The 24,612-nt window shown below is 63.9% G+C and carries 22 protein-coding genes; 10 read left to right on the forward strand and 12 right to left on the reverse strand.

Features of this window, described 5'->3' with window-relative positions:
* The first annotated feature begins 2 nt into the window (after window positions 1-2).
* Complete coding sequence (locus tag JAO75_RS07755) at window positions 3-1,175, forward strand: CaiB/BaiF CoA transferase family protein (protein WP_199048037.1); 1,173 nt, start codon at window positions 3-5, stop codon at window positions 1,173-1,175.
* Between the two features lie 11 nt (window positions 1,176-1,186).
* Here the strand turns inward: JAO75_RS07755 and JAO75_RS07760 are convergent, their stop codons facing one another.
* Entirely contained in the window at window positions 1,187-1,756 is a 570-nt protein-coding gene (locus JAO75_RS07760; protein ID WP_199048039.1) for a TetR/AcrR family transcriptional regulator, read from the reverse strand.
* A 162-nt stretch (window positions 1,757-1,918) separates the two neighbouring features.
* Here JAO75_RS07760 and JAO75_RS07765 point away from each other — a divergent pair, with 162 nt between their 5' ends.
* Together JAO75_RS07765 and JAO75_RS07770 are read left to right on the forward strand one after the other, a co-directional pair.
* Window positions 1,919-3,052, forward strand: a complete 1,134-nt coding sequence (locus tag JAO75_RS07765; protein ID WP_199048041.1) for an efflux RND transporter periplasmic adaptor subunit — start codon at window positions 1,919-1,921, stop codon at window positions 3,050-3,052.
* A gap of 9 nt (window positions 3,053-3,061) precedes the next feature.
* On the forward strand, window positions 3,062-6,157 hold the full coding sequence (locus JAO75_RS07770; protein WP_199048043.1) for an efflux RND transporter permease subunit: 3,096 nt from the start codon (window positions 3,062-3,064) through the stop codon (window positions 6,155-6,157).
* 81 nt (window positions 6,158-6,238) lie between these two features.
* Here JAO75_RS07770 and JAO75_RS07775 read toward each other — a convergent pair whose 3' ends face one another.
* From JAO75_RS07775 to JAO75_RS07805, 7 genes are all read right to left on the reverse strand, one after another.
* The gene (locus tag JAO75_RS07775; RefSeq protein WP_199048045.1) at window positions 6,239-6,691 is read right to left on the reverse strand and encodes a Fur family transcriptional regulator; all 453 of its coding nucleotides are present in this window, start codon (window positions 6,689-6,691) and stop codon (window positions 6,239-6,241) included.
* A 201-nt stretch (window positions 6,692-6,892) separates the two neighbouring features.
* Window positions 6,893-7,303, reverse strand: coding sequence for a Fur family transcriptional regulator (locus JAO75_RS07780; protein ID WP_199048047.1), 411 nt, complete (start codon window positions 7,301-7,303; stop codon window positions 6,893-6,895).
* A 127-nt stretch (window positions 7,304-7,430) separates the two neighbouring features.
* Window positions 7,431-8,606, reverse strand: coding sequence for a Gfo/Idh/MocA family protein (locus JAO75_RS07785; protein ID WP_199048049.1), 1,176 nt, complete (start codon window positions 8,604-8,606; stop codon window positions 7,431-7,433).
* Between the two features lie 18 nt (window positions 8,607-8,624).
* Entirely contained in the window at window positions 8,625-9,686 is a 1,062-nt protein-coding gene (locus tag JAO75_RS07790; protein WP_199048051.1) for a sugar phosphate isomerase/epimerase family protein, read from the reverse strand.
* Window positions 9,687-9,935: 249 nt separating this feature from the next.
* On the reverse strand, window positions 9,936-10,886 hold the full coding sequence (locus JAO75_RS07795) for a substrate-binding domain-containing protein (protein WP_199048053.1): 951 nt from the start codon (window positions 10,884-10,886) through the stop codon (window positions 9,936-9,938).
* A 67-nt stretch (window positions 10,887-10,953) separates the two neighbouring features.
* Entirely contained in the window at window positions 10,954-11,952 is a 999-nt protein-coding gene (locus JAO75_RS07800) for an ABC transporter permease (RefSeq protein ID WP_199048055.1), read from the reverse strand.
* Complete coding sequence (locus tag JAO75_RS07805; protein WP_199048056.1) at window positions 11,949-13,469, reverse strand: sugar ABC transporter ATP-binding protein; 1,521 nt, start codon at window positions 13,467-13,469, stop codon at window positions 11,949-11,951. Before JAO75_RS07805 ends, JAO75_RS07800 begins: the two co-directional genes overlap by 4 nt.
* A 257-nt stretch (window positions 13,470-13,726) precedes the next feature.
* Between JAO75_RS07805 and JAO75_RS07810 the strand changes: the two genes are divergently transcribed.
* Window positions 13,727-14,803, forward strand: coding sequence for a LacI family DNA-binding transcriptional regulator (locus JAO75_RS07810; protein WP_199048057.1), 1,077 nt, complete (start codon window positions 13,727-13,729; stop codon window positions 14,801-14,803).
* A gap of 136 nt (window positions 14,804-14,939) precedes the next feature.
* Window positions 14,940-15,347: a hypothetical protein gene (locus JAO75_RS07815; protein WP_199048058.1), complete on the forward strand. Its 408-nt coding sequence runs from the start codon at window positions 14,940-14,942 to the stop codon at window positions 15,345-15,347.
* A 7-nt stretch (window positions 15,348-15,354) separates the two neighbouring features.
* Here the strand turns inward: JAO75_RS07815 and JAO75_RS07820 are convergent, their stop codons facing one another.
* The gene (locus tag JAO75_RS07820; RefSeq protein WP_199048059.1) at window positions 15,355-15,735 is read right to left on the reverse strand and encodes a hypothetical protein; all 381 of its coding nucleotides are present in this window, start codon (window positions 15,733-15,735) and stop codon (window positions 15,355-15,357) included.
* A gap of 360 nt (window positions 15,736-16,095) precedes the next feature.
* Between JAO75_RS07820 and JAO75_RS07825 the strand changes: the two genes are divergently transcribed.
* The gene (locus JAO75_RS07825; RefSeq protein WP_199048060.1) at window positions 16,096-16,509 is read left to right on the forward strand and encodes a VOC family protein; all 414 of its coding nucleotides are present in this window, start codon (window positions 16,096-16,098) and stop codon (window positions 16,507-16,509) included.
* A gap of 25 nt (window positions 16,510-16,534) precedes the next feature.
* On the opposite strand, the gene JAO75_RS07830 is transcribed toward JAO75_RS07825, so the two are convergent.
* Complete coding sequence (locus JAO75_RS07830) at window positions 16,535-18,166, reverse strand: alpha-D-glucose phosphate-specific phosphoglucomutase (protein WP_199048061.1); 1,632 nt, start codon at window positions 18,164-18,166, stop codon at window positions 16,535-16,537.
* Window positions 18,167-18,344: 178 nt separating this feature from the next.
* Window positions 18,345-18,602: a hypothetical protein gene (locus JAO75_RS07835; protein WP_199048062.1), complete on the reverse strand. Its 258-nt coding sequence runs from the start codon at window positions 18,600-18,602 to the stop codon at window positions 18,345-18,347.
* A 211-nt stretch (window positions 18,603-18,813) separates the two neighbouring features.
* Between JAO75_RS07835 and JAO75_RS07840 the strand changes: the two genes are divergently transcribed.
* The gene (locus tag JAO75_RS07840) at window positions 18,814-19,797 is read left to right on the forward strand and encodes a Bug family tripartite tricarboxylate transporter substrate binding protein (protein WP_199048064.1); all 984 of its coding nucleotides are present in this window, start codon (window positions 18,814-18,816) and stop codon (window positions 19,795-19,797) included.
* Window positions 19,798-19,819: 22 nt separating this feature from the next.
* Here JAO75_RS07840 and JAO75_RS07845 read toward each other — a convergent pair whose 3' ends face one another.
* Entirely contained in the window at window positions 19,820-20,614 is a 795-nt protein-coding gene (locus JAO75_RS07845; RefSeq protein WP_199048066.1) for a DUF1194 domain-containing protein, read from the reverse strand.
* 250 nt (window positions 20,615-20,864) lie between these two features.
* Between JAO75_RS07845 and JAO75_RS07850 the strand changes: the two genes are divergently transcribed.
* The 3 genes from JAO75_RS07850 (at window position 20,865) to JAO75_RS07860 (ending at window position 24,450) form a co-directional block, all read left to right on the forward strand.
* Window positions 20,865-21,284 (forward strand): DoxX family protein, encoded by a 420-nt coding sequence (locus tag JAO75_RS07850; RefSeq protein ID WP_199048108.1) that lies wholly within the window; start codon window positions 20,865-20,867, stop codon window positions 21,282-21,284.
* Between the two features lie 212 nt (window positions 21,285-21,496).
* Complete coding sequence (locus tag JAO75_RS07855) at window positions 21,497-21,787, forward strand: hypothetical protein (RefSeq protein ID WP_199048068.1); 291 nt, start codon at window positions 21,497-21,499, stop codon at window positions 21,785-21,787.
* A 368-nt stretch (window positions 21,788-22,155) separates the two neighbouring features.
* On the forward strand, window positions 22,156-24,450 hold the full coding sequence (locus JAO75_RS07860; RefSeq protein WP_199048070.1) for a bifunctional diguanylate cyclase/phosphodiesterase: 2,295 nt from the start codon (window positions 22,156-22,158) through the stop codon (window positions 24,448-24,450).
* Window positions 24,451-24,612 lie beyond the last annotated feature (162 nt).

The raw sequence follows: 24,612 nt of genomic DNA on the forward strand, positions 1-24,612 counted from the left end.
GCATGAAACCGCTCGAAGGCCTCAAGGTTCTCGAACTCGCCCGCATCCTCGCCGGTCCCTGGGTCGGCCAGCTGCTCGCCGATCTCGGCGCCGATGTGGTGAAGGTCGAGCGGCCGGGCGCTGGCGACGATACCCGCGGCTGGGGGCCTCCCTTCGTGGAGGCGGCCGATGGCGGCGATCTCTCGGCGGCCTACTTCCATTCCTGCAATCGCGGCAAGCGCTCCATCGCGGCCGATTTCGAGACGCCCGAGGGTCAGGAACTCGTGCGCAAGCTCGCAGCTCATGCCGATGTGGTGATCGAGAACTTCAAGGTCGGCGGACTGAAGAAATACGGCCTCGACTACGAGAGCCTGAAAAAGGTCAACCCGCGCCTCGTCTATTGCTCGATCACGGGCTTCGGCCAGGACGGGCCCTATGCGTCCCGCGCCGGCTACGACTTCATGATCCAGGGCATGGGCGGGATCATGGACCTGACCGGCGATCCCGACGGCGAGCCGCAGAAGATCGGCGTCGCCTACGTGGACATCTTCACCGGCGTCTATGCGGTGGTCGGCATTCTGGCCGCCCTTCGCCGGCGCGACCAGGCGGGGGAGGGGGCGCATCTCGACATGGCGCTCCTCGACGTGCAGACGAGCGTGCTGGCGAACCAGGCCATGAACTATCTGGCCTCCGGCAAGTCGCCCCGGCGCATGGGCAATGCCCATCCCAACATCGTGCCCTACCAGGTTTTTCCGGTGGCGGACGGCCATGTGATCGTCGCGGTGGGCAATGACGGGCAGTTCGCCCGCTTCGTGTCCGTGCTGGGCAGGCCGGAACTGGCCCAGGACGAGCGCTTCAGGTCCAATGCGGGCCGGGTCGGGCGCCGGGCCGAGCTGGTTCCGCTCTTGACCGAGCTCACCGTGAAGACGACGCGCGAGGCTTTGCTGTCGGCGCTCGAGAAGCAGGGCGTTCCGGCCGGCCCCATCAACACGGTGGCCGATGTCTTCGCCGACCCGCAGGTGATCGCGCGCGGCATGAGGATCGATCTTCCCTCGCCCGCCGCCCAGGGAGGCGCCATCCCGTCCGTGCGCTCTCCGATCGTGATGAACGGGGAGCCGATGGCGGCGCAGCGGCCCTCGCCGCGCCTCGGCGAGCATACGGACGAGGTCTTGAGCGATCCGTCCTGGATGGCCTGAACGGCAGGCTGCTATTCGGCGATGCCTTTGGCGAGCAGGCGGTCGACCGCCTGCAGGATGCGGTCGCGATCCTCCGTCGAGAAGGGACTGAGATCGTGCATCTCGAAGCTGTTGAGACCCTCGACGGCAAGCCAGGCCACGAGAGCCGCATCGAGATCGTCCGATGTTTCCTTGAATGACTTCAGGGTTTCCCTGATGACCTCCCGAAGCGGATCGAGAAGGCGCGGGTTCTCGGCCGTCGCGGCCAGCATCCCGTTGGCCGTGTCCTTCATCTGGCCGCTGCACAGCTTCAGCAGGGCTGCCGTGCAAAGGCGGGCCTCCAGGTTCCGCCCGGGGGGCGTCCTCTTGCGGATCTCTTCCTTCTCGGCCGCCACGTTATCGATGAGGCGCTGAATCATGCCCTGGAGCAGCGCATCCTTGGTCGGGAAGTTGTAGAGGAGCCCGCCCTTGCTGAGCCCAGCCTTCTCGGCCACGGCTTCGAGCGTCAGCCGGCCGGCCCCGATCTCGCCGACAAGCTCTGCGGCCGCGTCGAGAATTTTTTCTCGGGAACTCTTACGGCCTCTGGTACAGGGAAACAGCATTGACTACTCTTGTTTTGTGCGCTGCCGCACTTGCGACTAAACCGTCCAGACGGTATATAAATTGTTCCACGGCATTGGCGTCAAGGGAAAGCCCCGTTAATGCCGCACCTCCTTAGTCTTAGATGAACCCGTCGATAGGGTTCGGAATCTCGGAAGAAGCCTATGAAACGGCGCCTTGTAGTCGGTCTTGTGTTCATTCTCGCGGTCGGTCTCTGCGGAGGCCTGATCTGGTTCAACTTCTTCCGCGACAAGATGATCACGCAGTTCTTCGCCACCATGCAGCCGCCGGCGCAGACGGTTTCGGCCGCCAAGGTCGAGGCGAAGACCTGGACGCCGGCCATCGGCGCCATCGGCACGGCCAAGGCCGCCAACGGCGTCGACCTGGCCGTGCAGGTCGGCGGCGTGGTGAAGGAAATCAACTTCAAGCCGAACGAGCGCGTGCCCGAAGGCAAGGTTATGGTCCAGCTCGACGATGCGGTCGACCGGGCGGATCTGGCCAATGTACAGGCTCAGGTGAAGCTCGCCGAGGCGAATTTCGCCCGGTCCAAGGCGCTCGCCAATCGTGGCATCACGGCCGAGGCGACCCTGGAGCAGAACGAAGCCTCCCTGGCGACCGCCCGGGCTCAGGAAGCCCGCACCCGTGCTGTCATCGACCAGAAGGCCCTCAAGGCGCCGTTCGGCGGCGTCGCGGGCATTCCGCGGATCGATGTGGGACAATACCTGCAGCCCGGCACGGCGGTGGCGAGCTTCCAGGACCTGTCGTCCATGAAGGTTGATTTCACGGTGCCCGAGCAGCGGGCCGGTGAGATCGCGCTGGGCCAGGAGGTCCGCGTCGGCGTGACGGAGGCGGACATGCTCTTCAAGGGGCGCGTCATCGGCAAGGATCCGCGCGTCGATCCGGCGACCCGGCTCGTCTCCGTTCAGGCGCTGATCGAGGACAACAAGGACGGGGCCATCCTCCCCGGCCAGTTCCTCCACGTGGAGGTGATCCTGCCGGAGCAGCCCGACGTCATGACCCTGCCACAGACGGCGGTTATCACCAGCCTCTACGGGGATTACGTCTACACCGTCGAGCAGGAAGAGCGGGCGGGCCAGCAGGTTCAGGTCGTCAAGCAGGTCTTCGTGAAGACAGGCCGCCGCCGCGGCGGCGCTCTCGAGATCCTGTCGGGACTCAACCCGGGTCAGCAGGTGGTCGCTTCGGGCCAGAACAAGCTGCAGGCCGGCTCGACCGTCAAGATCGACAACACCATTGATGTAACCAAGCTCGACACGACCAAGCTCGCGAACGGGCAATAGGCATCAGCCATGAGCTTCACAGAACTTTTCATCCGCCGCCCCGTCCTGTCGATGGTGGTGAGCCTCCTGATCCTGCTGCTGGGTGCGCAGGGTCTGATGAACCTCCAGGTGCGCCAGTACCCTGAGGTCGAGGAAACCACCATCACGATCACGACCGCCTATACGGGCGCCAGCGCCGACCTGATCCAGGGCTTCATCAGCACGCCGATCGCCAAGTCCGTGTCGAGCGCGGAAGGCGTCGACTACGTGACGACGCAGAGCCGCCTGGGCGTCAGCACCGTGTCGGTGCGCATGCGCCTGAACACGGATCCGAACGCTGCGCTCACCGAGGTCACCTCCAAGGTGCAGCAGATCCGCGCGCAGCTTCCCTCCGAGGCTGAGGATCCGGTGATCATGAAGGGCACCGGCCAGAGCTTCGCCCTCATGTACATCACCTTCGGCAGCACGGAGATGAATCCGGAGCAGGTCTCCGAGTTCCTGACCCGCGTGGTGCAGCCGCGCTTCGCGACGCTCGAAGGTGTCGGCAACGCCGAGATCCTGGGCGGGCGCGACTTCTCGATGCGCGTCTGGATCGATCCCGTGCGTCTGGCCTCTCGTGGCGTGACCGCCGGCGACGTGGTGGCCGCGATCAGGGCCAACAACTTCCTCGCGGCACCGGGCAAGACCCAGAGCGAGTATGTTGCCTACAGGCTCGACATGCAGACCACCCTGCAGACGCCTGAGACGTTCGGCGCACTGCCGATCCGCTCCAACGGCGATCAGGTCGTGCGCCTGCGCGATGTGGCCGATGTGGAGCTCGGGCCTGAGAGCACGGACACGATCGTCAGCTTCAACGGCAGCCAGGGCACCTTCATCGGGATCGTGCCGACACCGTCGGCCAACCCCCTGACCGTTGCCGAGGAGGTGACCAGGGCGATCGAGGGCATCCGCTCGACCCTGCCCAAGGGCATGACGGTCGAGATCGTGTACGATGCGTCGAACTTCATCTCGGCATCCATCGAGGAGGTGTTCAAGACCATCGGCGAGGCGGCGCTCATCGTCGTGGTGGTAATCCTGCTCTTCCTGGGCTCCTTCCGCTCGGTGCTGATCCCCATCGTGACGATCCCGCTCTCCCTCGTGGGCGTGTGCTTCTTCCTCTATGCGCTGGGCTATTCGATCAACCTGCTGACCCTGCTGGCCATGGTGCTCGCCATCGGCCTCGTGGTCGACGACGCCATCGTGGTGCTGGAGAACATCCACCGCCATATCGAGGAAGGCCTCAAGCCGGTCGATGCGGCCGTCGTAGGCATGAAGGAGATCTTCCTGCCGATCGTCTCCATGACCGTCACCCTGGCGGCGGTCTATGCGCCGATCGGTTTCACGCAGGGTCTGACGGGCTCTCTGTTCCGCGAGTTCGCCTTCACCCTGGCCGGAGCCGTGATCATCTCGGGCATCGTCGCCGTAACGCTCTCGCCCATGATGTCGTCGAAGCTGCTGAAGGGGCACGGCGGACAGGGGCGGTTTGCCGCTTTCGTCGACCGTGTCTTCACCCGCCTTGAGAATTGGTACGCCCGGCGCCTGAAGGGCTCGCTGGACTATCGCGGCGTGACGCTCGTCATCGTCGCCGTCCTGCTCGGCACCACGGCGTTCATGTTCACCAAGACGTCCTCCGAGCTTGCGCCGGAAGAGGATCAGGGCGCCTATCTCGGCATTCTCAATGCGCCGAAATACGCGACCGCGGATTACACGCAGGCCTTTTCCAAGCAGTTCACCAATGCGGCGGAGAAGATCCCCGAGATCGACGACAGCTTCCTGATCGTCGGCATCGACGGCGGCGGCGGCGGCTTCTTCGGCTTCAAGCTGAAGGAATGGAGCGAGCGTGAGAAGAAGGGGGCCCAGACCAAGCAGGACATTCAGAACCTCCTGAATGAGAATGCCGGTCTCCAGGCTTTTGCCTTCGCGCCTCCGTCCCTGCCGGGAGCCGGTGACGGCCTGCCGATCCAGTATGTGATGCGCACGATCGGCGATTCCTCCCAGGCCTATGAGGTTGCGGAGCAGGTTCGCCAGCGGGCGATGAAGTCCGGCAAGTTCATCGTTGTCCAGAACTCCATCTCCTATGAGACGCCGCGGGCGCGCATCACGGTCGACCGCGACCGGGCTGCCGCTCTGGGCGTACCCGTGTCCGAGATCGGCAACACGCTCGGGGCTCTTGTCGGCGGTGCGCCGATCTCGAAGTTCGACCGGGACAACCGGAGCTACGACGTCGTCAGCCAGGTTCGGCAGGAGGACCGTCTCAATCCGGAGCGCCTGACCGGGTACTATGTCCGTGCATCCGACGGCTCCATGGTTCCGCTGTCCGCCCTCATCAGCATCAAGACGGATGCGGCGCCGGCGGTGATCGAGCAGTTCAACCAGCTCAACGCGGCAACTCTTTCGGCGCTGCCTCTGCCGGGCGTGACGACCTCGGAGGGCCTGGCCACCCTGCGCTCCATCGCGCAGGAAGTCATGCCGCAGGGCTTCTACGAGGATTATGCCGGTCAGTCGCGCCTGGAAATCCAGGAAGGCAACTCGATCTTCCTGGCCTTCGGGCTCGCCATCATCGTGATCTATCTGGTGCTGGCGGCGCAGTTCGAGAGCTTCCGCGATCCGTTCATCATCATGATGTCGGTTCCGCTCTCCATGTTCGGCGCCATGATCTTCCTGAACATGGGCTTGGCCACCCTCAACATCTACACGCAGGTGGGCCTGATCACCCTGGTGGGCCTGATCACCAAGCACGGCATCCTGATGGTGGAGTTCGCCAACGAGCAGAAGGAAAAGCACGGCGTCAGCAAGCGTGAGGCCATCCAGGAGGCCGCTCGCGTCCGCCTGCGGCCGATCCTGATGACCACGGCCGCCATGGTGCTCGGCGTCGCGCCGCTGCTCTATGCCAGCGGAGCCGGTGCGGCTGCCCGTTTCTCGATGGGTCTGGTGATCGCGTCCGGCATGTCCATCGGCACGATCTTCACGCTCTTCGTGGTGCCGATGTTCTACACCTTCATCTCGAAGGAGACGGTCCGTGCCCATCGGGCGGAGGACCGGGCGCCCGAGCAGCACCATCACCGTCAGCCCGTTGCGGCGGAGTGACAACGAAAAGGCCGGGCATTGCCCGGCCTTTTACGTAACGTCCGGAGAGGCAGGCCAGCGTGGTCCTGCCTCTTCTTGCATCTACTGAGCGATCTCGCCTTCGACTTCCATGAAGGGGGAGACCGACTTGAAGCCGGCCTGCTCGGCGGCCTTGCGAACGGCCTCGGCAACCTCGGTCGAGTGAACCTCGACGGTTTCGCCGGTCTTTGCGTCCACGAACATGATCTTCATCGCGTTCATGTCCGGCTGGCCGTGGGAAATGACATAGGAATTCTGCGTGGCCAGACGGTGGACGAGGCCTGCGTCGCGCAGGAAGTCCAGGGCACGATAGATGGTTACGGGAGCAAGACGCTTTTTCTCGTTGCTCAGGCGGTCAACCAGATCGTAGGCCCCGACCGGGCCGCCGCTCTGAACCAATTCGCGATACACGCGCTCCCGGATCGGCGTGAGCCTGAGGTTGTTCTGCCGGCACAGATCGTCTGCACGACGAAGAAGATTTTCCTCTTCTTCCTTCCTGAGGGCCTTGGTGCTCATGAGCCACACTCCTGTTATTACGGAACCTATATGTTCATATAGGTAAAATGTGGCTTTGACAATGTGCTATCGTTGCGAAAGATACTGGAACTACACATTTTCCTCAACGGAACGCACGACGTATGCATCGGACGGCGCCCCGGAAGAGGCAATCATCACGTAATAACGTAATAAAAAGCGGTGAGTTCCAGGGGGGAGAGGCTACTTGGCGCAGGTTTCGCAGAGGCCTCGGATTTCCACCGTCACCTTCTTAGCCGAGAAGGCGTGGTCGTCGCTCCAGTGGGACAGGCGATCGCTGATATGCGGATCGGTGAATTCCTTCACCAGGCCGCAGCTTTCGCAGATCGCAAAGGCTGCCATGTCCTGACCGTCATGGGGATGCTGGCAGGCGACATAGGCATTCAGGCTCTCGAGCCGGTGGGCGAGGCCCTTCTCGATGAGCTTGTCCAGGGAGCGGTAGACCGTGGGCGGTGTGACCGATCCCTTGGCGCGCATCTTGTCGAGGACCTCATAGGCCGAGAGCGGATTCTGAGCGGAGCAGAGAATCCGATGAACCCGCTTCTGGGTTTCGTTCAAGTCCTCGAGGCCATGGTGGTGATGCGTGTGAGCCATGTGAAATCGTCGGTTCCGCCTGGGTGGTCGCCCTATACGTCATGATTGCGGAAGCGATTTCAAGACACATGCACCGATGGCCCTGCCGAAGACGTTCCGGCAGGGCCTTAGCATCGGGTTGGGATCCCTAGAGATCGACCCAGGCCGCCTTGCGCTGCGATGAGCGCACCGCCGCCTCGATGAAGCGCACGCCGCGCACGCCTTGGTCCACCGTAGGAACCTGAAGCGAGAACGGATTGGGCTCGCGCTTCTCGATCCGTGCCGTGATCTGCTCGGCGACATCCGTATAGAGCTGGGCAAAGCCTTCGAGATAGCCTTCAGGATGTCCGCCTGGAATGCGCGATGCGGCGCGGGAGGCTTCGTCGGCACCATAGCCGTTGCGGCGGATGGTGCGCGGCGGCTCGCCGAGCGGCGAGAAGGTGAGGTAGTTCGGGTTCTCCTGGTGCCATTCCAGCCCGGCCTTCTCGCCATAGACGCGGATCTTGAGACCGTTCTCGAGGCCAGCCGCCACCTGGCTGCACCAGAGCATGCCCTTCGCGCCTGATGCAAAGCGCAGCATCATGTGGGCATTGTCGTCGAGCCTGCGGCCCTCCACGAAGGTGTGCAGCTCCGCGGAGAGCGACGCGACCTCGTCGCCCACGATGAACTCGGCGAGATTGAAGGCATGGGTGCCGATGTCGCCCACGGCACCGGCCGGGCCCGAGCGGGCCGGATCCGTGCGCCATTCGGCCTGCTTGCTGCCGGTCTCCTCCATGCGGGTGGCCAGCCAGTCCTGCGCGTATTCCACCTGCACGACGCGAATGGCACCGAGTTCTCCCGCCTGCACCATGGCACGGGCCTGCCGCACCAGGGGATAGCCAGTGTAGTTGTGGGTCACCGCGAAGATGAGGCCGGATTCACGCGCGAGCTTGGCGAGCTGGTCTGCCTCGCGCCGGGTGGTCGTGAGCGGCTTGTCGCAGATCACATGGATGCCGGCTTTCAGGAACGCACGGGCGGCGGCGGCATGTGCGTGGTTCGGCGTGACGATGGCGACCGCATCGATGCCGTCCTTCAGCCGCCGCTCGCGGCGTGCCATCTCGTTGAAGTCGCCATAGATGCGGTCGGGCTTCAGGAGAAGGTCCACGCCGGAGGCCTTCGCCCGTTCCGGATCGGACGAAAGCGCGCCTGCCACCAGTTCCCAACGGTCGTCGATGCGGGCGGCAATGCGGTGCACCGCGCCGATGAAGGCGCCGCGCCCGCCGCCGACCATGCCGAGGCGCAAGCGGCGGTTCAGCTTCTGATCCGGAGATCCTGCAATCGTCATGATATGCCCCCTTGCCGCTTACGCTGCGCCGATGCCGAGCATCCGGCGGTTGGCTGCCTCGTCCGTTCCGCCGGCGGCGAAATCGTCGAAGGCCTTTTCCGTCACGCGAATGATATGCGCCTTGATGAACTCGGCGCCCTCGCGCGCGCCGTCCTCCGGGTGTTTGAGGGCGCATTCCCATTCCAGCACGGCCCAGGACTCGTAGTCGTATTGCGCGAGCTTGGAGAAGATCGCGCCGAAATCCACCTGCCCGTCGCCAAGCGAGCGGAAGCGCCCCGCGCGGTTGATCCAGCTCTCATAGCCGCCATAGACGCCGACGCGACCCGAAGGATTGAACTCCGCGTCCTTGGCATGGAAGGCCTTGATGCGCTCGTGATAGAGATCGATGAAGGCGACGTAGTCGAGCTGCTGCAGCAGGAAGTGGCTGGGATCGTAGTTGATGCAGGCCCGCGCATGTCCGCCGACCGCATCCACGAAGCGCTCGAAGGTAGCGCCGTCGTGAATGTCCTCGCCGGGATGGATCTCGTAGGCGACGTCGCAGCCCGCATCCTCATAGGCGTCGAGGATCGGCCGCCAGCGCCGTCCCAGCTCCTCGAAAGCGGTCTCGACGAGTCCCGCAGGACGCTGAGGCCAGGGATACACGAAGGGCCAGGCGAGCGCGCCGGAGAACGACACGCTGACATTTAACCCTAAGCGCTTCGAGGCTTTGGCTGCCATCAGCATCTGGTTGACGGCCCATTCCTGCCGCGCCTTCGGATTGCCCCTGACTTCCGGTGCCGCAAACCCGTCGAACGCTTCGTCGAAGGCCGGGTGCACCGCCACGAGTTGGCCCTGCAGATGGGTGGAGAGCTCCGTGATCTCCATGCCGTGCGAGCGCACGATGCCCTGGACCTCGTCGCAATAGGCCTCCGATTCCGCGGCTTTCTTCAGGTCGAAGAGGCGCGCGTCCCAGGTGGGAATCTGCACGCCCTTGTAGCCGAGGGAGGCCGCCCAGCGGCAGATCGCGTCGAGCGAGTTGAACGGAGCCTCGTCGCCTGCGAACTGCGCAAGGAAAAGGCCGGGGCCCTTCATGGTCTTCATGGGTGAACTCCCGATGTGGCGTGAGGGGAAGCAGGATGTCGGCAAGGGGAAACCGCCCTGAGCATCGGACTCAAAAGTGGATTTGCACTTTTGAGATCCATCCGATGCTCCTTCTTTGATGAGCGCATCGTTCGGTGCGGAAAACCGGAACCACTTTTCACTGACGTGGCCCTCTGGGTCCGCACGATGCGCTAGCGAGCAGCTTGCCGTTGCCTCGCCCCTTCCAGGAAGGGGCGAGAGCGACGCCGTTTAGAACGGGGAGTTCGGGAAGTAGTGTTCCTTGGCGTTGTCCTTCGTGATCAGCTGTGCGTCCAGCACGTAGGTGCCGCGCATGGGGGCATTGGTGTAGAAGTGCGCAGCCGTGACGCCCATAGCGGTCGAGATCATCGACGGCGGATAGGACACGTCGGCCGGGATCATCTTGTCGCCATCCATGACACGCTTGACCATGTCCTTCATGCCGGCGCCGCCGAGAACGAACTTGATGTCCTCGCGTTTGGCCTGGCGGATGGCTTCGAGAACGCCGAGCGCCATGTCGTCGTCGGAGGCCCAGACCGCGTCGATCTTCGGGTGCTTGGCCAGGTAGTCCTGCATCACCTTGAAGGCGTCGTCGCGGTTCCAGTTGGCGTACTGCTTGTCGATCACCTTCACGCCCGAGCCTTCGAGGGCCTTCTCGAAGTTCGTCACGCGCTCCTCATCGATCACCGTCGGGATGCCGCGGAAGACCACCACGTTGCCCTGCTTCAGGTTGTCGACGAAGTACTTGCCGGCGACGCGTCCAAACTCCGGATTGTTGCCGGCCACGTAGATGTCCTGGATCGACGGATCCTTGAGGCCGCGATCGACGATGGTCACGAAGGTGCCGCTCTTCTTGACCTCGCGCATGGGGTTCGTCAGCTCGTCCGAGTTGAAGGGCAGGACCACGAGGGCGTCCACCTTCTGCGACATCAGATCGTCGATGGCGTTCGCCTGCGCGGCGCCATCGGGCGAGGTCTTCACGATCACCTTCAGGCCCGGGTAACCCTTTTCGAGCTGCTTGGCCGTCTCCTGGGCGTGATAAACGACGCCGCCGGTCCAGCCATGAGTCGCGGCGGGGATCGAGACGCCGATCGTGACGTCCTTCTTCTGAGCCACCGCGCCGGTGGCGACGCCGGCCATGAGGCCCGTTGCCAGTGCGATCTTCAGTACCGTTGCTTTCATTTCATTCCTCCCTGGGGGGTTGGTCTTTGAAGCCCTTCGTCCCTTTTCCGGTGGGCTTCGCCCGGTTTCATCGCCCGCGGTGGACTGACCGCTGCACGAGCATGGCGATAATGATGATGGCGCCCTGAACTGCGCCGACGAGAAACTCGGACACGAAGTTCGACAGCACCATGATGTTGGCGACGAGTTCGAGGATCACCGCGCCGACGACGGTGCCCCAGACGCGGCCGATGCCGCCCTTCAGGGCTGTGCCGCCGATCACCACGGCCGTGATGGCCTGGAGTTCCCACAGCAGGCCCGTGGTCGGGGTGGCGGAGCCGAGGCGCGGCACATAAACCAGCACGGCGATGCCGACGCAGATGCCCTGGATGACGTAGGTGAGCGTGCGCACGCGCCAGATCGGCACGCCCGAGTAGCGCGCCACATCCTCGTTGGAGCCCAGCGCCACCACATGGCGGCCGAAGGAGGTGCGGTAGAGGATCAGGGCGCCGATGGCAGCCACCACCATGAAGGCGATGATCGGAATCGGGATGCCGAAAATGCTGTCGAAATAGACCGGGCGATAAAGCTCGCGCAGCTCGAAGTTGCGCATGGTGATGGTGCCGCCCGCTGCCAGCCAGATCACGAGCGAGCGGAAGATGCCCATGGTGCCGAGCGTCACGATGAAGGGCTCGATGCGCCCGAAGGTGACGATGAGGCCGTTCGCCATGCCGCAGGCTGCGCTCAACGCAATCGCCGCCAGCATGCCGAGCGCCAGGGTGCCCAGGTCTCCACCACCGAGATTGTTGAGCGTGAGGATCATGACGCCGGCTGTGAGGGCCGCCATGGAGCCGACCGAGAGGTCGAGGCCGCCGCCTGCGATCACGAAGGTGGCGCCGACCGCAATGATGGCGATGAAGGCGGAACGCGTCACTACGTTGAGCAGGTTCGACGCGGTCAGGAAGTCGGGGTTGATCAGCGCGCCGGCGATGATCAGCACGATCAGCGCGATGAAGGGCGAAAGGGCCCGCATGTCGACGGAGAAGCGCCGCTTCTCGGGGCTGGTGCGAAGCACGGTTTCGGTCATGCGTGGCCTGCGGCGATTTCCGCCGCCCTTTCTTCGTGAACGCCTGTGGCGAGATAAACGATTGCGTCTTCCGACAGATCGGTCTGGGCGACCTCGCCCGCGACGCGTCCGTTGCGCATCACGACGACCCGGTGGCAAAGGCCGATCAGCTCCTGCATCTCGGACGAGATGACCACGACCGCCTTGCCCTCGGCCGCAAGCGACGCGATGAAGCGGTAGATCTGCTCCTTCGTGCCGATGTCGACGCCGCGCGTCGGCTCGTCGATGATGACGATGCGCGGCTCCAGCAGCATCATCTTGGCGAGCAGGAGCTTCTGCTGGTTGCCGCCGGAGAGCTGGCCTGCCAGCAGGTCGCGGCTTCGGGTGCGGATGTCGAAATCCTTGATCGCCTGATCGAGCGCCTTCTCCTCGGCGCCGGTGTCGATGAACGATCCACGACCGAACTTGTCCAAAGCCGCGAGGGAGAGATTGATCCGAAGGTTCTGCTGCAGGAGCAGGCCTTTGCCCTTCCGGTCCTCCGACAGATAGACGATGCCGGCGGCCATCGCTTCCCGTGCATCGCGGAAATGGACGTTCCTGTCGTCGAGGGTGACGGTGCCGTGGCTTGGGCGCAGGCCCACGATGCCCTCGAACAGCTCCGTGCGGCCCGCGCCGATGAGGCCGCCGAAGCCCAGGATCTCGCCGCGACGCAAGGTGAAGGAGGCGTTCTCCACATAATCCGGCACGGCCATGTCGCGCACTGTGAGAACGACCTGGTCGGAAGCGGTCGCGGGCTTCTCCGGGTAGAGCTTGGACATGTCGCGGCCCACCATGAGGCGCGCCATTTCCAGGGGCTCGAGTCCTTCGATGTCTCGGGTGGCGATGTGGCGCCCGTCGCGCAGCACCGTCACGCGGTCGGCCACAGCCTTCACCTCGTTGAGGCGATGGGAGATGTAGAGCACCGCCACACCCTGCGAGCGCAGCTTGCGGATGATCTCGAACAGGCTCTCGGCCTCGATGGGAGTGAGAACGGCGGTGGGCTCGTCGAAGGCGACCACCTTGTGCGGCACGAGGAGCGCGCGGGCGATCTGGACGAGCTGCCGGTCTGCGATGGAGAGGCGACCGACCTCGCGGTCGGGATCGATTCCGGTGCCGAGCTCGCGCAGGATGGCCCGCGTACGCTCGCGCATGGCCTTGTCGTCCACGAAGCCGAAGCGCCTGATCTCACGGCCCAGGAAAAGGTTTTGCGCCACGGTCAGGTCAGGGGCGAGCAGGATTTCCTGATGCACCAGAACGATGCCGTGGGCCTCGGCATCCACCGGTCCTGAAAAGGTGATCGGCCGGCCGTTGAGGTGCAGGCTCCCCTTCGTGGGCGGAAGATGCCCCGACAGGATGCGCATGAGGGTCGACTTGCCGGCCCCGTTCTCGCCGATGACGGCATGAACCTCGCCCGGCCTCAGCTCCAGCGAAATGCCGCTCAGGACCTCGATGGGTCCGAAGGATTTCGAGATGTTCTCGGCGCGAAGAACGGGATCCATCACCTGCTCCGGGTGAGCGAAATCGTTCGCCTTCGATCGCGTGAAGGCGGTCACAGGAAAGTCTTACCGGATGCGGATCAGCTGGACGGCTCGGGAGCGGGCATTCGTTTCCTCCTGCTTGTCGATTGGTCCTCTGGCGGGACCTTTTTTGAACTAGGGCTGTCGAACGGCTCGACAACGACCCCATGTAATCGATTACATGCAACTTTACCGAAATGGCGGCATCTGTCAAACAGAACCATAGTCGGGGAAAAAACATGGACGATCTGGGACAGGCAGGCGGCACCGAGCCGGAGGATACGCGGGTTCGCGCCGCGCGAATCCAGGATGTCGCCCGGCTCGCCGACGTCTCGACCGCCACCGTGAGCCGGGCGCTCGCCACGCCGGAGCGGGTCTCGCCGGAGGCGCGCGCCCGCGTGCTCGAGGCCATCGCCAAGACCGGCTACGTGCCCAATCCCGCCGCCCGGTCCCTGCGGTCGCAGAAGACTTTCATGGTGCTCGTCGTCCTGCCCGACCTGTCGAACACCTTCTTTTCCAAGATCCTGCGCGGCATCGAGGAGACGCTCTTCGAGGCCGGATACGGCATGATCATCAGCGATCTCGACGGCTCGCCCGAGAAGGAGGCGCATTTCGCCGCCTTTACGGCGGCAGGTCGCGTCGATGGCGCCATTCTGCTCAACGGCCATCTCTTCGGACAGACCCGGGAAGGGGAGGGGCAGCCGGCCCGGATCAGCATTCCTCTTGTAGCGCTTTGCGAGGCGATCCCGGGTGCCGACATTCCGCAGATCGAAATCGACAACCGCGCCGCCGCCTCGCGCATGACCCAGCATCTCGCTTCGCTCGGGCACCGGCGCATCGCCTATGTGAGCGGCCCGGCCAACAACATCCTGGAGCGGGAGCGTTTCTCAGGCTTCAAGGATGGTTTGGAGGCTGCGGGCCAGCCCTTCGATCCGACGCTCGTGCTTCCCGGCGACTATACCATCGAATCCGGCGTTGCGGCCGGCCAGGCCCTGGTGGCGCGAGCCACGCGTCCGACGGCGGTCTTCTGCACCAGCGACGAGATGGCCATCGGACTCATGCGAACTCTTTTCTCCGCCGGCCTCAGGGTGCCCCAGGATATGTCGGTCGCTGGCTTTGACGATATCGAGTTCGCTGCCGTGGCCGAACCGGCGCTGACCACGATCCACCAGCCGCGGCGGGAACTGGGACAGGCGGCCGCATCTGCCCTGATCGCACTCCTGCAGGGCCGGCCCTCACCCAAGCGGATCCGCCTGGAAACGGATCTCGTGATCCGGGACAGCGTGGCATCCCTTGAGCGCAGCTCCCGGGCTTGAACCGGGCATCTCAGGACATGGGCGTCAGGCTAATCCCAAAAGGCCGTTTCCGTCAGGAGGCCGATGCTTTACCATTCTTCGCCTCAGTCCTCGGAAGTGAGTTCGACACCGCGCAGCCTTGCAGGAGATCGAGCCGATGACCAAGACCGTCACCTCCCTCTTCCATACCGAGCAACATGCCGCGGCCGCGGCAGACCGTCTGGAGCAGGCGGGGGTCTCGAGAGCCGCAATCGACATCTGGTCGACCCCGCATAATCTGGCTCCTCTCCTGGAAGACGATGGCGTATCCCGGGCGGATGCCCATGCCTATGTCGAGGGTGTCGTTCGCGGCGGTTCTGTCGTCATCGTACGATGCGACGATGCCGAGGTGGACCAGATCGTCAGCATTCTGGATCAGGAAGGCGTACTGGACCTCGACGAGCGGCAGACGGTCTGGCGCTCCGAAGGATGGGAAAGTCCCCAGATGATGAATCGATCAAGCGGAGCGAGTCACGGCCGGGTTCGCATCCAACCCAGCAGGTTGGGGCCGCCGATACAGGAATAGGCGGGAGTCAGAACATCGAAAACGCGCCGACGAACAGCACCAGCACGAGGGCGATGAAGCCGACATAGCCGGCGAGCGCCTTGCGGGAGTGCCCGTGGGCATAGCTGTCCTTTTCGTTGCCATGCCGCCAGCGCGCCGCCGATTCCTGATGCCGGGCAATATCGATCTGTTCCGGCTTCATCGGGTTGCCGCCGGCCTCGTCATCCGTGCCGAGAGGCGAGAGGCCCGGGTCGAACACCTCGTTCTTGTCCCCCGTGCGGCCGCTGTCGATGTCGCCCTTCAACTGCGCGGTGGTCGAGCCCGCGTTCATGGGCGGGGCATCCATCGGCTTGATCGTGTGCGTCCGAGGAATGTCGGTCTGGTTGGGGTTGTCTGAACGAGTGGACATGAAAGCTCTCCCGGGCTCCGCTGATGGGGAAACCGCCGGAGGAGAGCGAGGTTCCTGTCCCGCGACCGCTGCGCCGCCTGCCCGTCAGGCCGGAAGCCATTGCGCGGACAAGAAAAAAGGCCGTTGTTGCCAACGGCCCGAAGTTTAGGGAGGAAACGCCCTAGAAGGGCTGCAACAGGCGACGCCAATCGCCGTGTTGCACTGCAATAAGTAAGAGCTGTTCCGGCCTGGTTCAAGATTAAAAGGTCAGCATCATTGCCCAATTTTTCGCCTCTCTGCCGAAATTCGGCTTCAGGGAATCTGGACAGGGGAGCGGCATCGAGGGCTCAATGGATGCCAATGGGAACGCATAAGGTCCGAATGCCCCAATTGAACGCCGTGCTCGAAACGGCCCTCTATGTGGACGATCTGTCCCGCGCCAGGGCATTCTATGAGGACAGCCTCGGTTTGCCGCTCCTTCTGTCCAACCAGCGCATGTGTGCGTTCGATGTGGGTGGCAGGAGCGTGCTGCTCGTCTTCCTGCGTGGCGGCTCGAGCCAGGACATGACCACGCCCGGCGGCACGATTCCCGGCCATGACGGACAAGGCCCCCTGCACATCGGCTTCGCCATCGCGCCCGACGAGCTGGCCGCATGGGAGGCAAGGCTGGAAGAGCGCGGGATCCCCATCGAGAGCCGGGTGACCTGGTCGCGGGGTGGCACCAGCGTGTATTTCCGCGATCCGGACGGGCACGTTCTCGAACTGGCCACGCCCGGGCTCTGGGCGACGTACTGATCGCCAGAGCCCGGTCAGCATGGAATCAGGTGACGACGCTGGGCTCGGTCCGCCCGGTGCGGGCTGCAATCTCCGCGATCTCGTTTGCGGCCTGCACGATGGGGGCCAGAACTTCGGCCACCGGCAGGTCGTGCCGGTCGGTGTTGGGCTCGAAGCGTTCCAGATAGACCCGCAAGGTCGCGCCCGAGGTGCCGGTGCCCGACAGGCGGAACACGGCGCGGGCGTCCTCCTCGAACAGGATGCGGATGCCTTGCTTCGGCGTGACCGATCCATCGACGGGATCGGTATAGGCGAAGTCGTCTGAAGATCGCACCGTAAGGCCGCCGAAGCGCTGGCCGGGAAGGGCCGGGAGCTTCTTGCGCAACGCGTCCATCAGCTCGTTGGCAGGCCCGGTCTCGAGCTCCTCGTAGTCGTGGCGCGTGTAGTAGTCGCGGCCGAAGGTGGCCCAATGCTCGCGCACGATCCGATCCGCCGGCTTCTTCGTGACGGCCAGGATGTTGAGCCAGAGCAGCACGGCCCAGAGGCCGTCCTTCTCGCGGATGTGGTTGGAGCCCGTGCCCGCGCTCTCCTCGCCGCACAGGGTGATGAGCCCCGCATCGAGCAGGTTGGCGAAGAACTTCCAGCCCGTGGGCGTCTCGAAGCAATTGATGCCGAGCTTTTTCGCCACCCGGTCGGCGGCGCGGCTCGTCGGCATGGAGCGCGCGACGCCCGCCAGACCCCCGGCATAGCCGGGCGCGAGATGCGCGTGGCTCGTGAGGATCGCGAGGCTGTCGCTCGGCGTCACGAAAAGCCCAGGCGCCACGATCATGTTGCGGTCGCCGTCCCCGTCCGAGGCGGCTCCGAAATCGGGCGCGTCGGGCCCGAGCATCAGCTCCATAAGGTCCTGGGCGTGAACCGGGTTCGGATCGGGATGGTGCCCGCCGAAATCGGGCTTCGGCTCCCCGTTGACGACGGTGCCCGCCGGCGCGCCGAGGCGATCTTCGAGGATCGCCTTCGCATAGGGGCCGGTGATGGCGCTCAAGGCATCGAAGCGCATGCGAAAGCCCGAGCGGAACAGATCGGCGATCTTCCCGAAATCGATCAACTGCTCCATCAGTTCGGCGTAGTCGGACACCGGATCGATGACCTCGACATTCATCTCGCCGACCTTGGTCGCGCCGATGCGGCTGAGATCGATGTCGGGAGCGTCGACGATCCTGTACTCGGTGATCGCGCTTGCCCGCTTGAACACGGCGTCCGTGAAGGATTCCGGCGCCGGTCCGCCATGGGACATGTTGAACTTGATGCCGAAATCGCCGTCCGGGCCGCCGGGGTTGTGGCTTGCCGAGAGCACGAGGCCGCCGATGGCCTTGTGCTTGCGGATCACGCACGAGGCCGCCGGCGTCGACAGGAGACCCTGCTGCCCGACGAGCACGCGGCCGAAGCCATGGGCGGCCGCCATCTTGATGGCGGTCTGAGCCACGGAATCATTGTAGTAGCGCCCGTCGCCTCCGATCACCAGGGTCGCGCCCCGCGCATTCTCGACGGTGTCGAAGATCGACTGGATGAAGTTCTCGACATACCGGGGCTGCTGGAAGACGGTGACCTTCTTGCGCAGGCCGGATGTGCCGGGCCGCTGATCGGAGAACGGTGTCGTCGGGATACTCGTGGTCACCATCGGGGCTGATCGCTTCCTTGCGTGGCTCTTGGAGGACGCCCTACGGAGTCCCCGCCGGTCCTGGGCAGGACCAGCGACGATTCTAGGGTCGTTTCAAGCAGATGCCACTGCTAAGATGAAGGCAGGATGAAAGCCTGTATCGATCCGCCGGTCCGGTCCGGCCTGCTCCGGGAAAGGCTTAAGGATTGTTGCCGCCGGAGGGCTTCTTCGGTGCCTTGCCGGTCTGCGCCGGGTCGGTGCCCTGCGGGGCGCCCTCTGCAGGCTTCACCTCGTCGGGATCCGACACGGTGCGATTGACGGGTTCCCGCGCGGGCCCTTTCTGCGGGGGCGGACCTGCAACAGCGGATCCTCCCATGTAGGATGGCGGGTCGCTGGCCGGGAACGAGTATTCCGAACCGGCATCGACCAGATCGTCCTCTTCCTTCTTCACGCCCATAACTCATCTCCCGTTCCGTGTGTGCACAGTTCCTCACAGGGGAATGCCGGGAAACTCAGCATGTTCAGGCGTAGCGGTAAATAAACTGAGGGCCGCACGGAAGGCACGGGCCGCCTTCCATCCGATGCGGCTCTGGTCGCGATGAGCGCTCTCCCTATGTCCAGCCGTGCGCCTGAAGCGCGAGCGCAACAAGACAATCCGGGAGAACGCCATGAACCAGACCCGCCGCAGCCTCCTCGCAACGTTGGCTGCCTCCGCGGCCGCGGCCCACTTGCCGTCGCGCGTCTTCGCCCAGGCGGATTATCCGACGCGGCCCGTGCGGGTCATCGTTCCCTATGCGGCCGGCGGCGGAACGGATTTCTTCGCGCGGCTCGTCTTCGGCGCCATGGGAGAGGAACTGGGCCAGCAATTCGTCATCGAGAACCGGCCGGGGGCCGGCACCAATATCGGGGCCGAGGCCGTTGCCCGGGCGGAGCCCGACGGCTACACGCTGCTCCTGGGCGACTCGGCGACCTTCGCGACGAACCGCTCCCTCTACCGGAAGCTCTCCTTCGATCCGTACAAGGATTTCAGCCCAATTTCCCTGACGGGCCGCTTCGCGCTCGTGCTGCTCGTCAACACGAACAAGCTGCCGGTGAACTCCGTTCAGGAGCTGATCGCCGAGGCGAAGAAGACGCCAGGGCGGATCAACTATGCGACCCCCGGCCTGGGCAGCCCATTCCACCTGGCGACGGAGCTGCTCGCGCAGGATGCCGGCATCAAGCTCACCCATGTGCCGTATCGCGGCGCCGCCCCCGCCGTGCAGGACCTGGTGGCCGGGCAGATCGATATGATGTTCATCGACTTCGCCACCGCCCGCTCGCAGCTCTCCGGCCCCATCAAGGCCATCGCCGTGGCCTCTCCGAAGGAGTTCGCCGGGCTGCCCGGCGTGCCGCCCGTGGCGGCCGACTTCCCAGGCTTTGAGGCCTGGGCCTGGCAGGGCTTCGTGGGACCGGCGGGCCTGTCGCCCGAGATCGTCTCCAAGCTCAACGACACGTACCGGCGCGTGGTCGCGCGGCAGGACATCCGCGACAAGCTGACCGGCGCCGGAATCGACGTGCTCCAGAGCTCGCCTGCCGAGATGGCAGCCTACATGCAGGAGGAAGGCGCCAAATGGGAGAAGGTGATCAGGGCGGCCAACATCACCCTGGAATGACTGGCCGACCGCTGGGACCGCCTCAGTTGCGGTCCCAGCGGTACATGCGCTGCTCGCCCTCGGTACAGCTCACGGACGGCTCGGCCTGGACCTTCTGGATCGTCGGCTGCGCCGGCAGCGCTGCGATCTCGCGGATGATCTTGGTCCGGATCGCATCGGCGAAGTGCTGGCGCTCCCGCACCGGCACGATGAACGAGCCTTCGCCGCCGATGACGCAGTTCTTGTAGTAGAGGTCGAGATGCTCCATGTCGCCGAAGCCGCTCGGCCGCTTGAGCATGATGGGCAACCCGTTGATGGTGATGCCCTTGGCAACGGCCTCGTCCCTGGCCGCCACGACGCCCCGGCCGCTGCTGTTGGGTCCGTCTCCCGAGATGTCGATGACCCTGCGCATCGGCTCGACGCCGGTCTGGTCCAGCAGCTTCACGCCGAAATCGATGGCACCGGAGATCGAGGTTCTCCGGATGCGGCCGATAGGGGTGCTGCCCAGACCGTCGGCGAATTTCAGAGCGCTCTCGGGACCGTCGATGATCGTCCAGGGCACGATGACGTTCTGATACTCCACGCCCGACCATTCCACATAGGTGACGATGATCCGACCCACCATGCCGTTGCGGATGGCATCGTGGACCTGCGGCGAACGGAAGGCCTCCATGAAGCCCTGGCGCTGGAGCTCCTGCTCATCGGGATCCATGGAGCGGGACACGTCGACGGCCAGCACCAGCGCGACATCGACCTCGGTCTCCGCCCGCGCGCCGGGCGGCCACAGCCACAGGCCCGTGATGACAGCCGCGAGAGCCACAAGGAGCTTTCGATCCATCTCCGCCTCCGTTCGCCAGACGCAAGAAGCTGGCGGGAAACCTCCGGCAGGCAAGGTTTGACGACCGTCGAAAAGGTTAGGCGGCCCTCAATTTAACGTGAATTCCATGTGGAACGTCTGTGCCTGCTGTCACTGCATGACGGTGGAAGGACATGCGGAACGGGCTTCTCCTTCCGGCCTCGTGCTTTATATCGGCGGCATGTTGGCTCGCACCGTCATGGCTGGCGGCGTTCAGAAGGATCTCCCGCAGATGTCGTCCACTCTCGACCGCTGGTCACCCTATGCCCTGGCCGCTCTCAGGATCGTCACGGCGCTGCTCTTCATGGCGCATGGAACGCAGAAGCTGTTCGGCTTCCCGGCGCCTCCGGAGAGCGGCATGCCGGAACTCCTGTCCCTTTTCGGCATCGGGGCCATCCTTGAATTCGTCGGCGGCCTGCTGATCCTGGTGGGGCTGTTCACCCGACCCGTCGCCTTCGTGCTCGCCGGCGAGATGGCCGTCGCCTACTGGATGTTCCATGCTCCCCAGAGCTTCTACCCCGTGCTGAACGGGGGCGATGCGTCCATCCTGTTCTGCTTCGTGTTTCTCCTGCTCGTCTTTACCGGCCCGGGTGCCCTGAGCATCGACGGTGCAAGCCGACCGGTGGGGCCGCGGCATTCCTGGGAGCGCTGATCCGGCAGGACCTCGAGACGTTCCTTCGACGACATGATCTGGAGCGGCGACATCGCTCCTAATCCGTAAGGGTTGGGTACGAGGCCCCACGCGCGTGACTCTGACGTGGAACGGCTGCCGTTAACTCTGTAAATTTTCACGTGACGGCGCATGACTTTTGCGCGGCAAAAGCGTTAAGAGCACAGGCAAGTTCGTTGCGTAGGAGTCTGGACATGGCCGAGATCATCGCCTTCAAGGATCTCAAGAAGATCGCCGAACGGTGCGAGGTGCTGACTCTTTTCGAGCCGAAGCGGACGTCACGAGCCAGGGTTCACTCAGAGAGCCGGAGCTTCGACTTCCCGAGTTCCCGCCCGTTCATCTCAGGCAACCTCACGGACCTGTTCGAGCAGGCCAACGCGGTCGCCATGCGCCATCATCATGGAGACCCGAAGGTCTCGGCCGTCGTGGCCGAGAAGTGCCTGGAGTTGATTCAGGCGCTGGAAGATCACGCGCAGCCGGAATGAGCCGTCAGGTCGAGGAGACCGACCGACTCGGCGATCAGGTTTCCTGCCCGAGGAGAATATTGCCTGTGAAGCCAAATCTCCTGTGCGGAGCGAAAGCTTCAAAAGAAACGTTAACTCTAAATCCCGAAGCATGGGATCGCGTGCATTATTTCGTTGATTTTTGGCTCCGGCCATAGAAACTATCGCCTTTACAACAGCTCCTGTGGCAGGTTGAGTTCGCGCCCACGTTCATGCGCCGCTCAAAGGCATGATGCCCTCCTGCCAGGTCGGTGAGAGTCCGGCAGGTTCGTTCCCAAAATCCATTTGCCTGAGGTCGATCGTTCGGCGTTCCGCGCTCGTTCGAGGTCCTGAGGCGTTCCGGTGCGGCCATGTTGAGTAAGATTCCGTCGTCCGACCGCGCAGAATGGCCCTTCGTTCGCGGCGTTCTGCTGCCTGTCGTCCTGGTGGCCTTCACGACCCTGACGATGGGAGCGGGCGCGATTCTCTGGGCTGTCGACAAGAGCAACGATATCTCCGCCGAACGTCAGCTCCTCACAACGGAGGCCAGCATACGGGCCGCCGTTCAGGAACTCGCCCAGCAGCAGGAAATGGTCGCCATCTGGGACGACGCCGTGGTGGAGCTCAACAAGAGGCCCCTGGACCTCAAATGGGTCGATGCCAATTTCGGCGTCTGGCTCAACAAGACCTTCGGACAGGATGAAATCTATATTCTCGACGAGCGCAACGAGCCGCTCGTAGCGACCGTCGGCGACAGCCGCGTGCCCGCGGAGGAATACGAGCGCGTCAGGGCAAGCGTCAGCGACCTTGTGGCAGGGATCAGGGGAGCGCCGGGCTCTCAGCATCGTCAGCATGTCGAGAACCTTGCGGATGCACCCTACCTGAAGACCGGTCAGGCTGTGCACGACGCTCACATGCTCGAGCTCAACGGCCGGCCGGCGGCGGTCAGCCTCATGAAGATCATCCCTGAATCCGAGGATGTTCCCTATCCTCATGGAAGGGAGTTCCTTTTGCTCAGCATCCGCTTCCTCGACGGGAGTTTCATCACGCAGCTTGCCGAGCGAAACCTGATCGACGGTCTGCGTTTCTCGGCCACCGACACCCCCGAGCTGGGCGAGGTTTCGGTGCCCGTGAAATCGGATGTCGGCAAGCATATCGGCTACTTCATCTGGAACCCGGAACTGCCGGGCGATCGCGTTCTCAGGTCGATCGGCCCGGTGATGGCCGCGGCGGCCGTGATGATCCTTCTCCTGCTGGGCGCTTTGGTCCGTCGCCTGAGGCAATCCACGACCGCGCTGGAGAGAACGGTCCTCGAGCTGAAAGCCAGCGAGGCGCAGGCCCATCACCTGGCCTTTCACGATGTTCTGACAGGTCTGCCCAACCGCGCCCTGTTCACGGACCGGCTCAATCATGCGATTGCCCGGATGCAGGACGGCGAGCAGGTTGCCGTGATGATGCTCGACCTGGATCGCTTCAAGCATGTGAACGACACGCTCGGCCACCATGCAGGCGACAGCCTCATCCAGGAATTTGCGATCCGGCTGTCGAAGCTGGTGGACGGCGACGTCACCGTCACCCGATTGGGCGGAGACGAATTCGCCATCGTCCAGACGTTCAAGTCGGGCACCGATGCGCCGCAGGCCCTGTGCGAGCGTATTCTTGCGGCATCGGAGCAGTCCTATGAGGTTCTCGGCAATCAGATCTTCGTCGGCGCCAGCATCGGGCTCGTGCTGGCTCCGGACGCGGGCCTGGATCGTATCGAGCTCCTGCGCAAGGCCGATATCGCTCTCTACCGTGCCAAGGGCGAAGGACGGAACTGCTACCGCCTCTTCACGCCGGAGATGGACGAGACCATCAACGTCTCCAGAATCATCGAAGAGGACCTCCGGGCGGCGCTCGCGACCGGGGAGGGGATCGAGGTCGCCTACCAGCCGCAGATCTCGCAGAGCGGTGTTGTCGTAGGGGTGGAGGCCCTTGCCCGCTGGCATCACCCGACCCGCGGCTACATCCAGCCCAGCCAGTTCATCCCCGTGGCGGAGCAGACACGCCTGATCGTTCCGCTCGGAGAATGGATCCTGCGTCAGGCCTGCACGGCCTCCCGGCGCTGGCCCGACCTCTTCGTCTCCGTCAATCTCTCGCCGGTTCAATTCCGGTCGAGCGACTTCGCCGACCGCCTCATCGCCATCGTGCGCGAATGCGGTGGGCATCCTCACCGCATCGAGCTCGAAGTGACGGAAGGGGTTCTCCTTGAGGAGGACGGCAGGACCACCGATGCGCTTCGGAGATTGCGAGAGGCAGGCTTCCGCATTGCCCTGGACGATTTCGGCACCGGCTATTCGAGCCTGGGCTACCTTCACCGCTTCGAGGTGGACAAGATCAAGATCGACCGGTCGTTCACCCAGAGCCTGGGGCAGGGCGGCAAGGCCGCCAACCTCATCAAAGCAATCGTGGCCCTCGGGCACGCCATGTCGGTCACCGTCACGGCAGAAGGCGTCGAGACGGAAACACAACGAAGTTTTCTGGATACGGCGGGCTGTAATGAGATGCAGGGCTTTCTGTTCTCGAAGGCCGTGCCGGAAGAACAGTTGATGCGAATGCTGAGCCGAGCATCGTCGAAGCAGACGCTAAGTTATGTGAATGCAGTAGCCGTCCGAAGTAATGGATAAGCTTATTGTGTCGCATATGGCCAAGCTTCACTTTACAAATCGATCAACATGTGAGGAAGCGTCATAAGGTTACTCATGATAGGAGGGGTTACCTCTTTGGTGACGTTCAGGAAGAGGAACTAAATCTTCTTACCCTCGTTATCGCCACGCCTGATCCGAACG

Source organism: Microvirga splendida, assembly GCF_016427565.1.
Lineage (GTDB): Bacteria > Pseudomonadota > Alphaproteobacteria > Rhizobiales > Beijerinckiaceae > Microvirga > Microvirga splendida.

Coding starts and splice junctions, on each gene's coding strand:
- JAO75_RS07755 (WP_199048037.1), top strand. CDS start 3: ATGAAACCGCTCGAAGGCCTCAAGGTTCTCGAACTCGCCCGCATCCTC.
- JAO75_RS07760 (WP_199048039.1), bottom strand. CDS start 1,756: ATGCTGTTTCCCTGTACCAGAGGCCGTAAGAGTTCCCGAGAAAAAATT.
- JAO75_RS07765 (WP_199048041.1), top strand. CDS start 1,919: ATGAAACGGCGCCTTGTAGTCGGTCTTGTGTTCATTCTCGCGGTCGGT.
- JAO75_RS07770 (WP_199048043.1), top strand. CDS start 3,062: ATGAGCTTCACAGAACTTTTCATCCGCCGCCCCGTCCTGTCGATGGTG.
- JAO75_RS07775 (WP_199048045.1), bottom strand. CDS start 6,691: ATGAGCACCAAGGCCCTCAGGAAGGAAGAAGAGGAAAATCTTCTTCGT.
- JAO75_RS07780 (WP_199048047.1), bottom strand. CDS start 7,303: ATGGCTCACACGCATCACCACCATGGCCTCGAGGACTTGAACGAAACC.
- JAO75_RS07785 (WP_199048049.1), bottom strand. CDS start 8,606: ATGACGATTGCAGGATCTCCGGATCAGAAGCTGAACCGCCGCTTGCGC.
- JAO75_RS07790 (WP_199048051.1), bottom strand. CDS start 9,686: ATGAAGACCATGAAGGGCCCCGGCCTTTTCCTTGCGCAGTTCGCAGGC.
- JAO75_RS07795 (WP_199048053.1), bottom strand. CDS start 10,886: ATGAAAGCAACGGTACTGAAGATCGCACTGGCAACGGGCCTCATGGCC.
- JAO75_RS07800 (WP_199048055.1), bottom strand. CDS start 11,952: ATGACCGAAACCGTGCTTCGCACCAGCCCCGAGAAGCGGCGCTTCTCC.
- JAO75_RS07805 (WP_199048056.1), bottom strand. CDS start 13,469: ATGGATCCCGTTCTTCGCGCCGAGAACATCTCGAAATCCTTCGGACCC.
- JAO75_RS07810 (WP_199048057.1), top strand. CDS start 13,727: ATGGACGATCTGGGACAGGCAGGCGGCACCGAGCCGGAGGATACGCGG.
- JAO75_RS07815 (WP_199048058.1), top strand. CDS start 14,940: ATGACCAAGACCGTCACCTCCCTCTTCCATACCGAGCAACATGCCGCG.
- JAO75_RS07820 (WP_199048059.1), bottom strand. CDS start 15,735: ATGTCCACTCGTTCAGACAACCCCAACCAGACCGACATTCCTCGGACG.
- JAO75_RS07825 (WP_199048060.1), top strand. CDS start 16,096: ATGCCCCAATTGAACGCCGTGCTCGAAACGGCCCTCTATGTGGACGAT.
- JAO75_RS07830 (WP_199048061.1), bottom strand. CDS start 18,166: ATGGTGACCACGAGTATCCCGACGACACCGTTCTCCGATCAGCGGCCC.
- JAO75_RS07835 (WP_199048062.1), bottom strand. CDS start 18,602: ATGGGCGTGAAGAAGGAAGAGGACGATCTGGTCGATGCCGGTTCGGAA.
- JAO75_RS07840 (WP_199048064.1), top strand. CDS start 18,814: ATGAACCAGACCCGCCGCAGCCTCCTCGCAACGTTGGCTGCCTCCGCG.
- JAO75_RS07845 (WP_199048066.1), bottom strand. CDS start 20,614: ATGGATCGAAAGCTCCTTGTGGCTCTCGCGGCTGTCATCACGGGCCTG.
- JAO75_RS07850 (WP_199048108.1), top strand. CDS start 20,865: ATGTCGTCCACTCTCGACCGCTGGTCACCCTATGCCCTGGCCGCTCTC.
- JAO75_RS07855 (WP_199048068.1), top strand. CDS start 21,497: ATGGCCGAGATCATCGCCTTCAAGGATCTCAAGAAGATCGCCGAACGG.
- JAO75_RS07860 (WP_199048070.1), top strand. CDS start 22,156: ATGTTGAGTAAGATTCCGTCGTCCGACCGCGCAGAATGGCCCTTCGTT.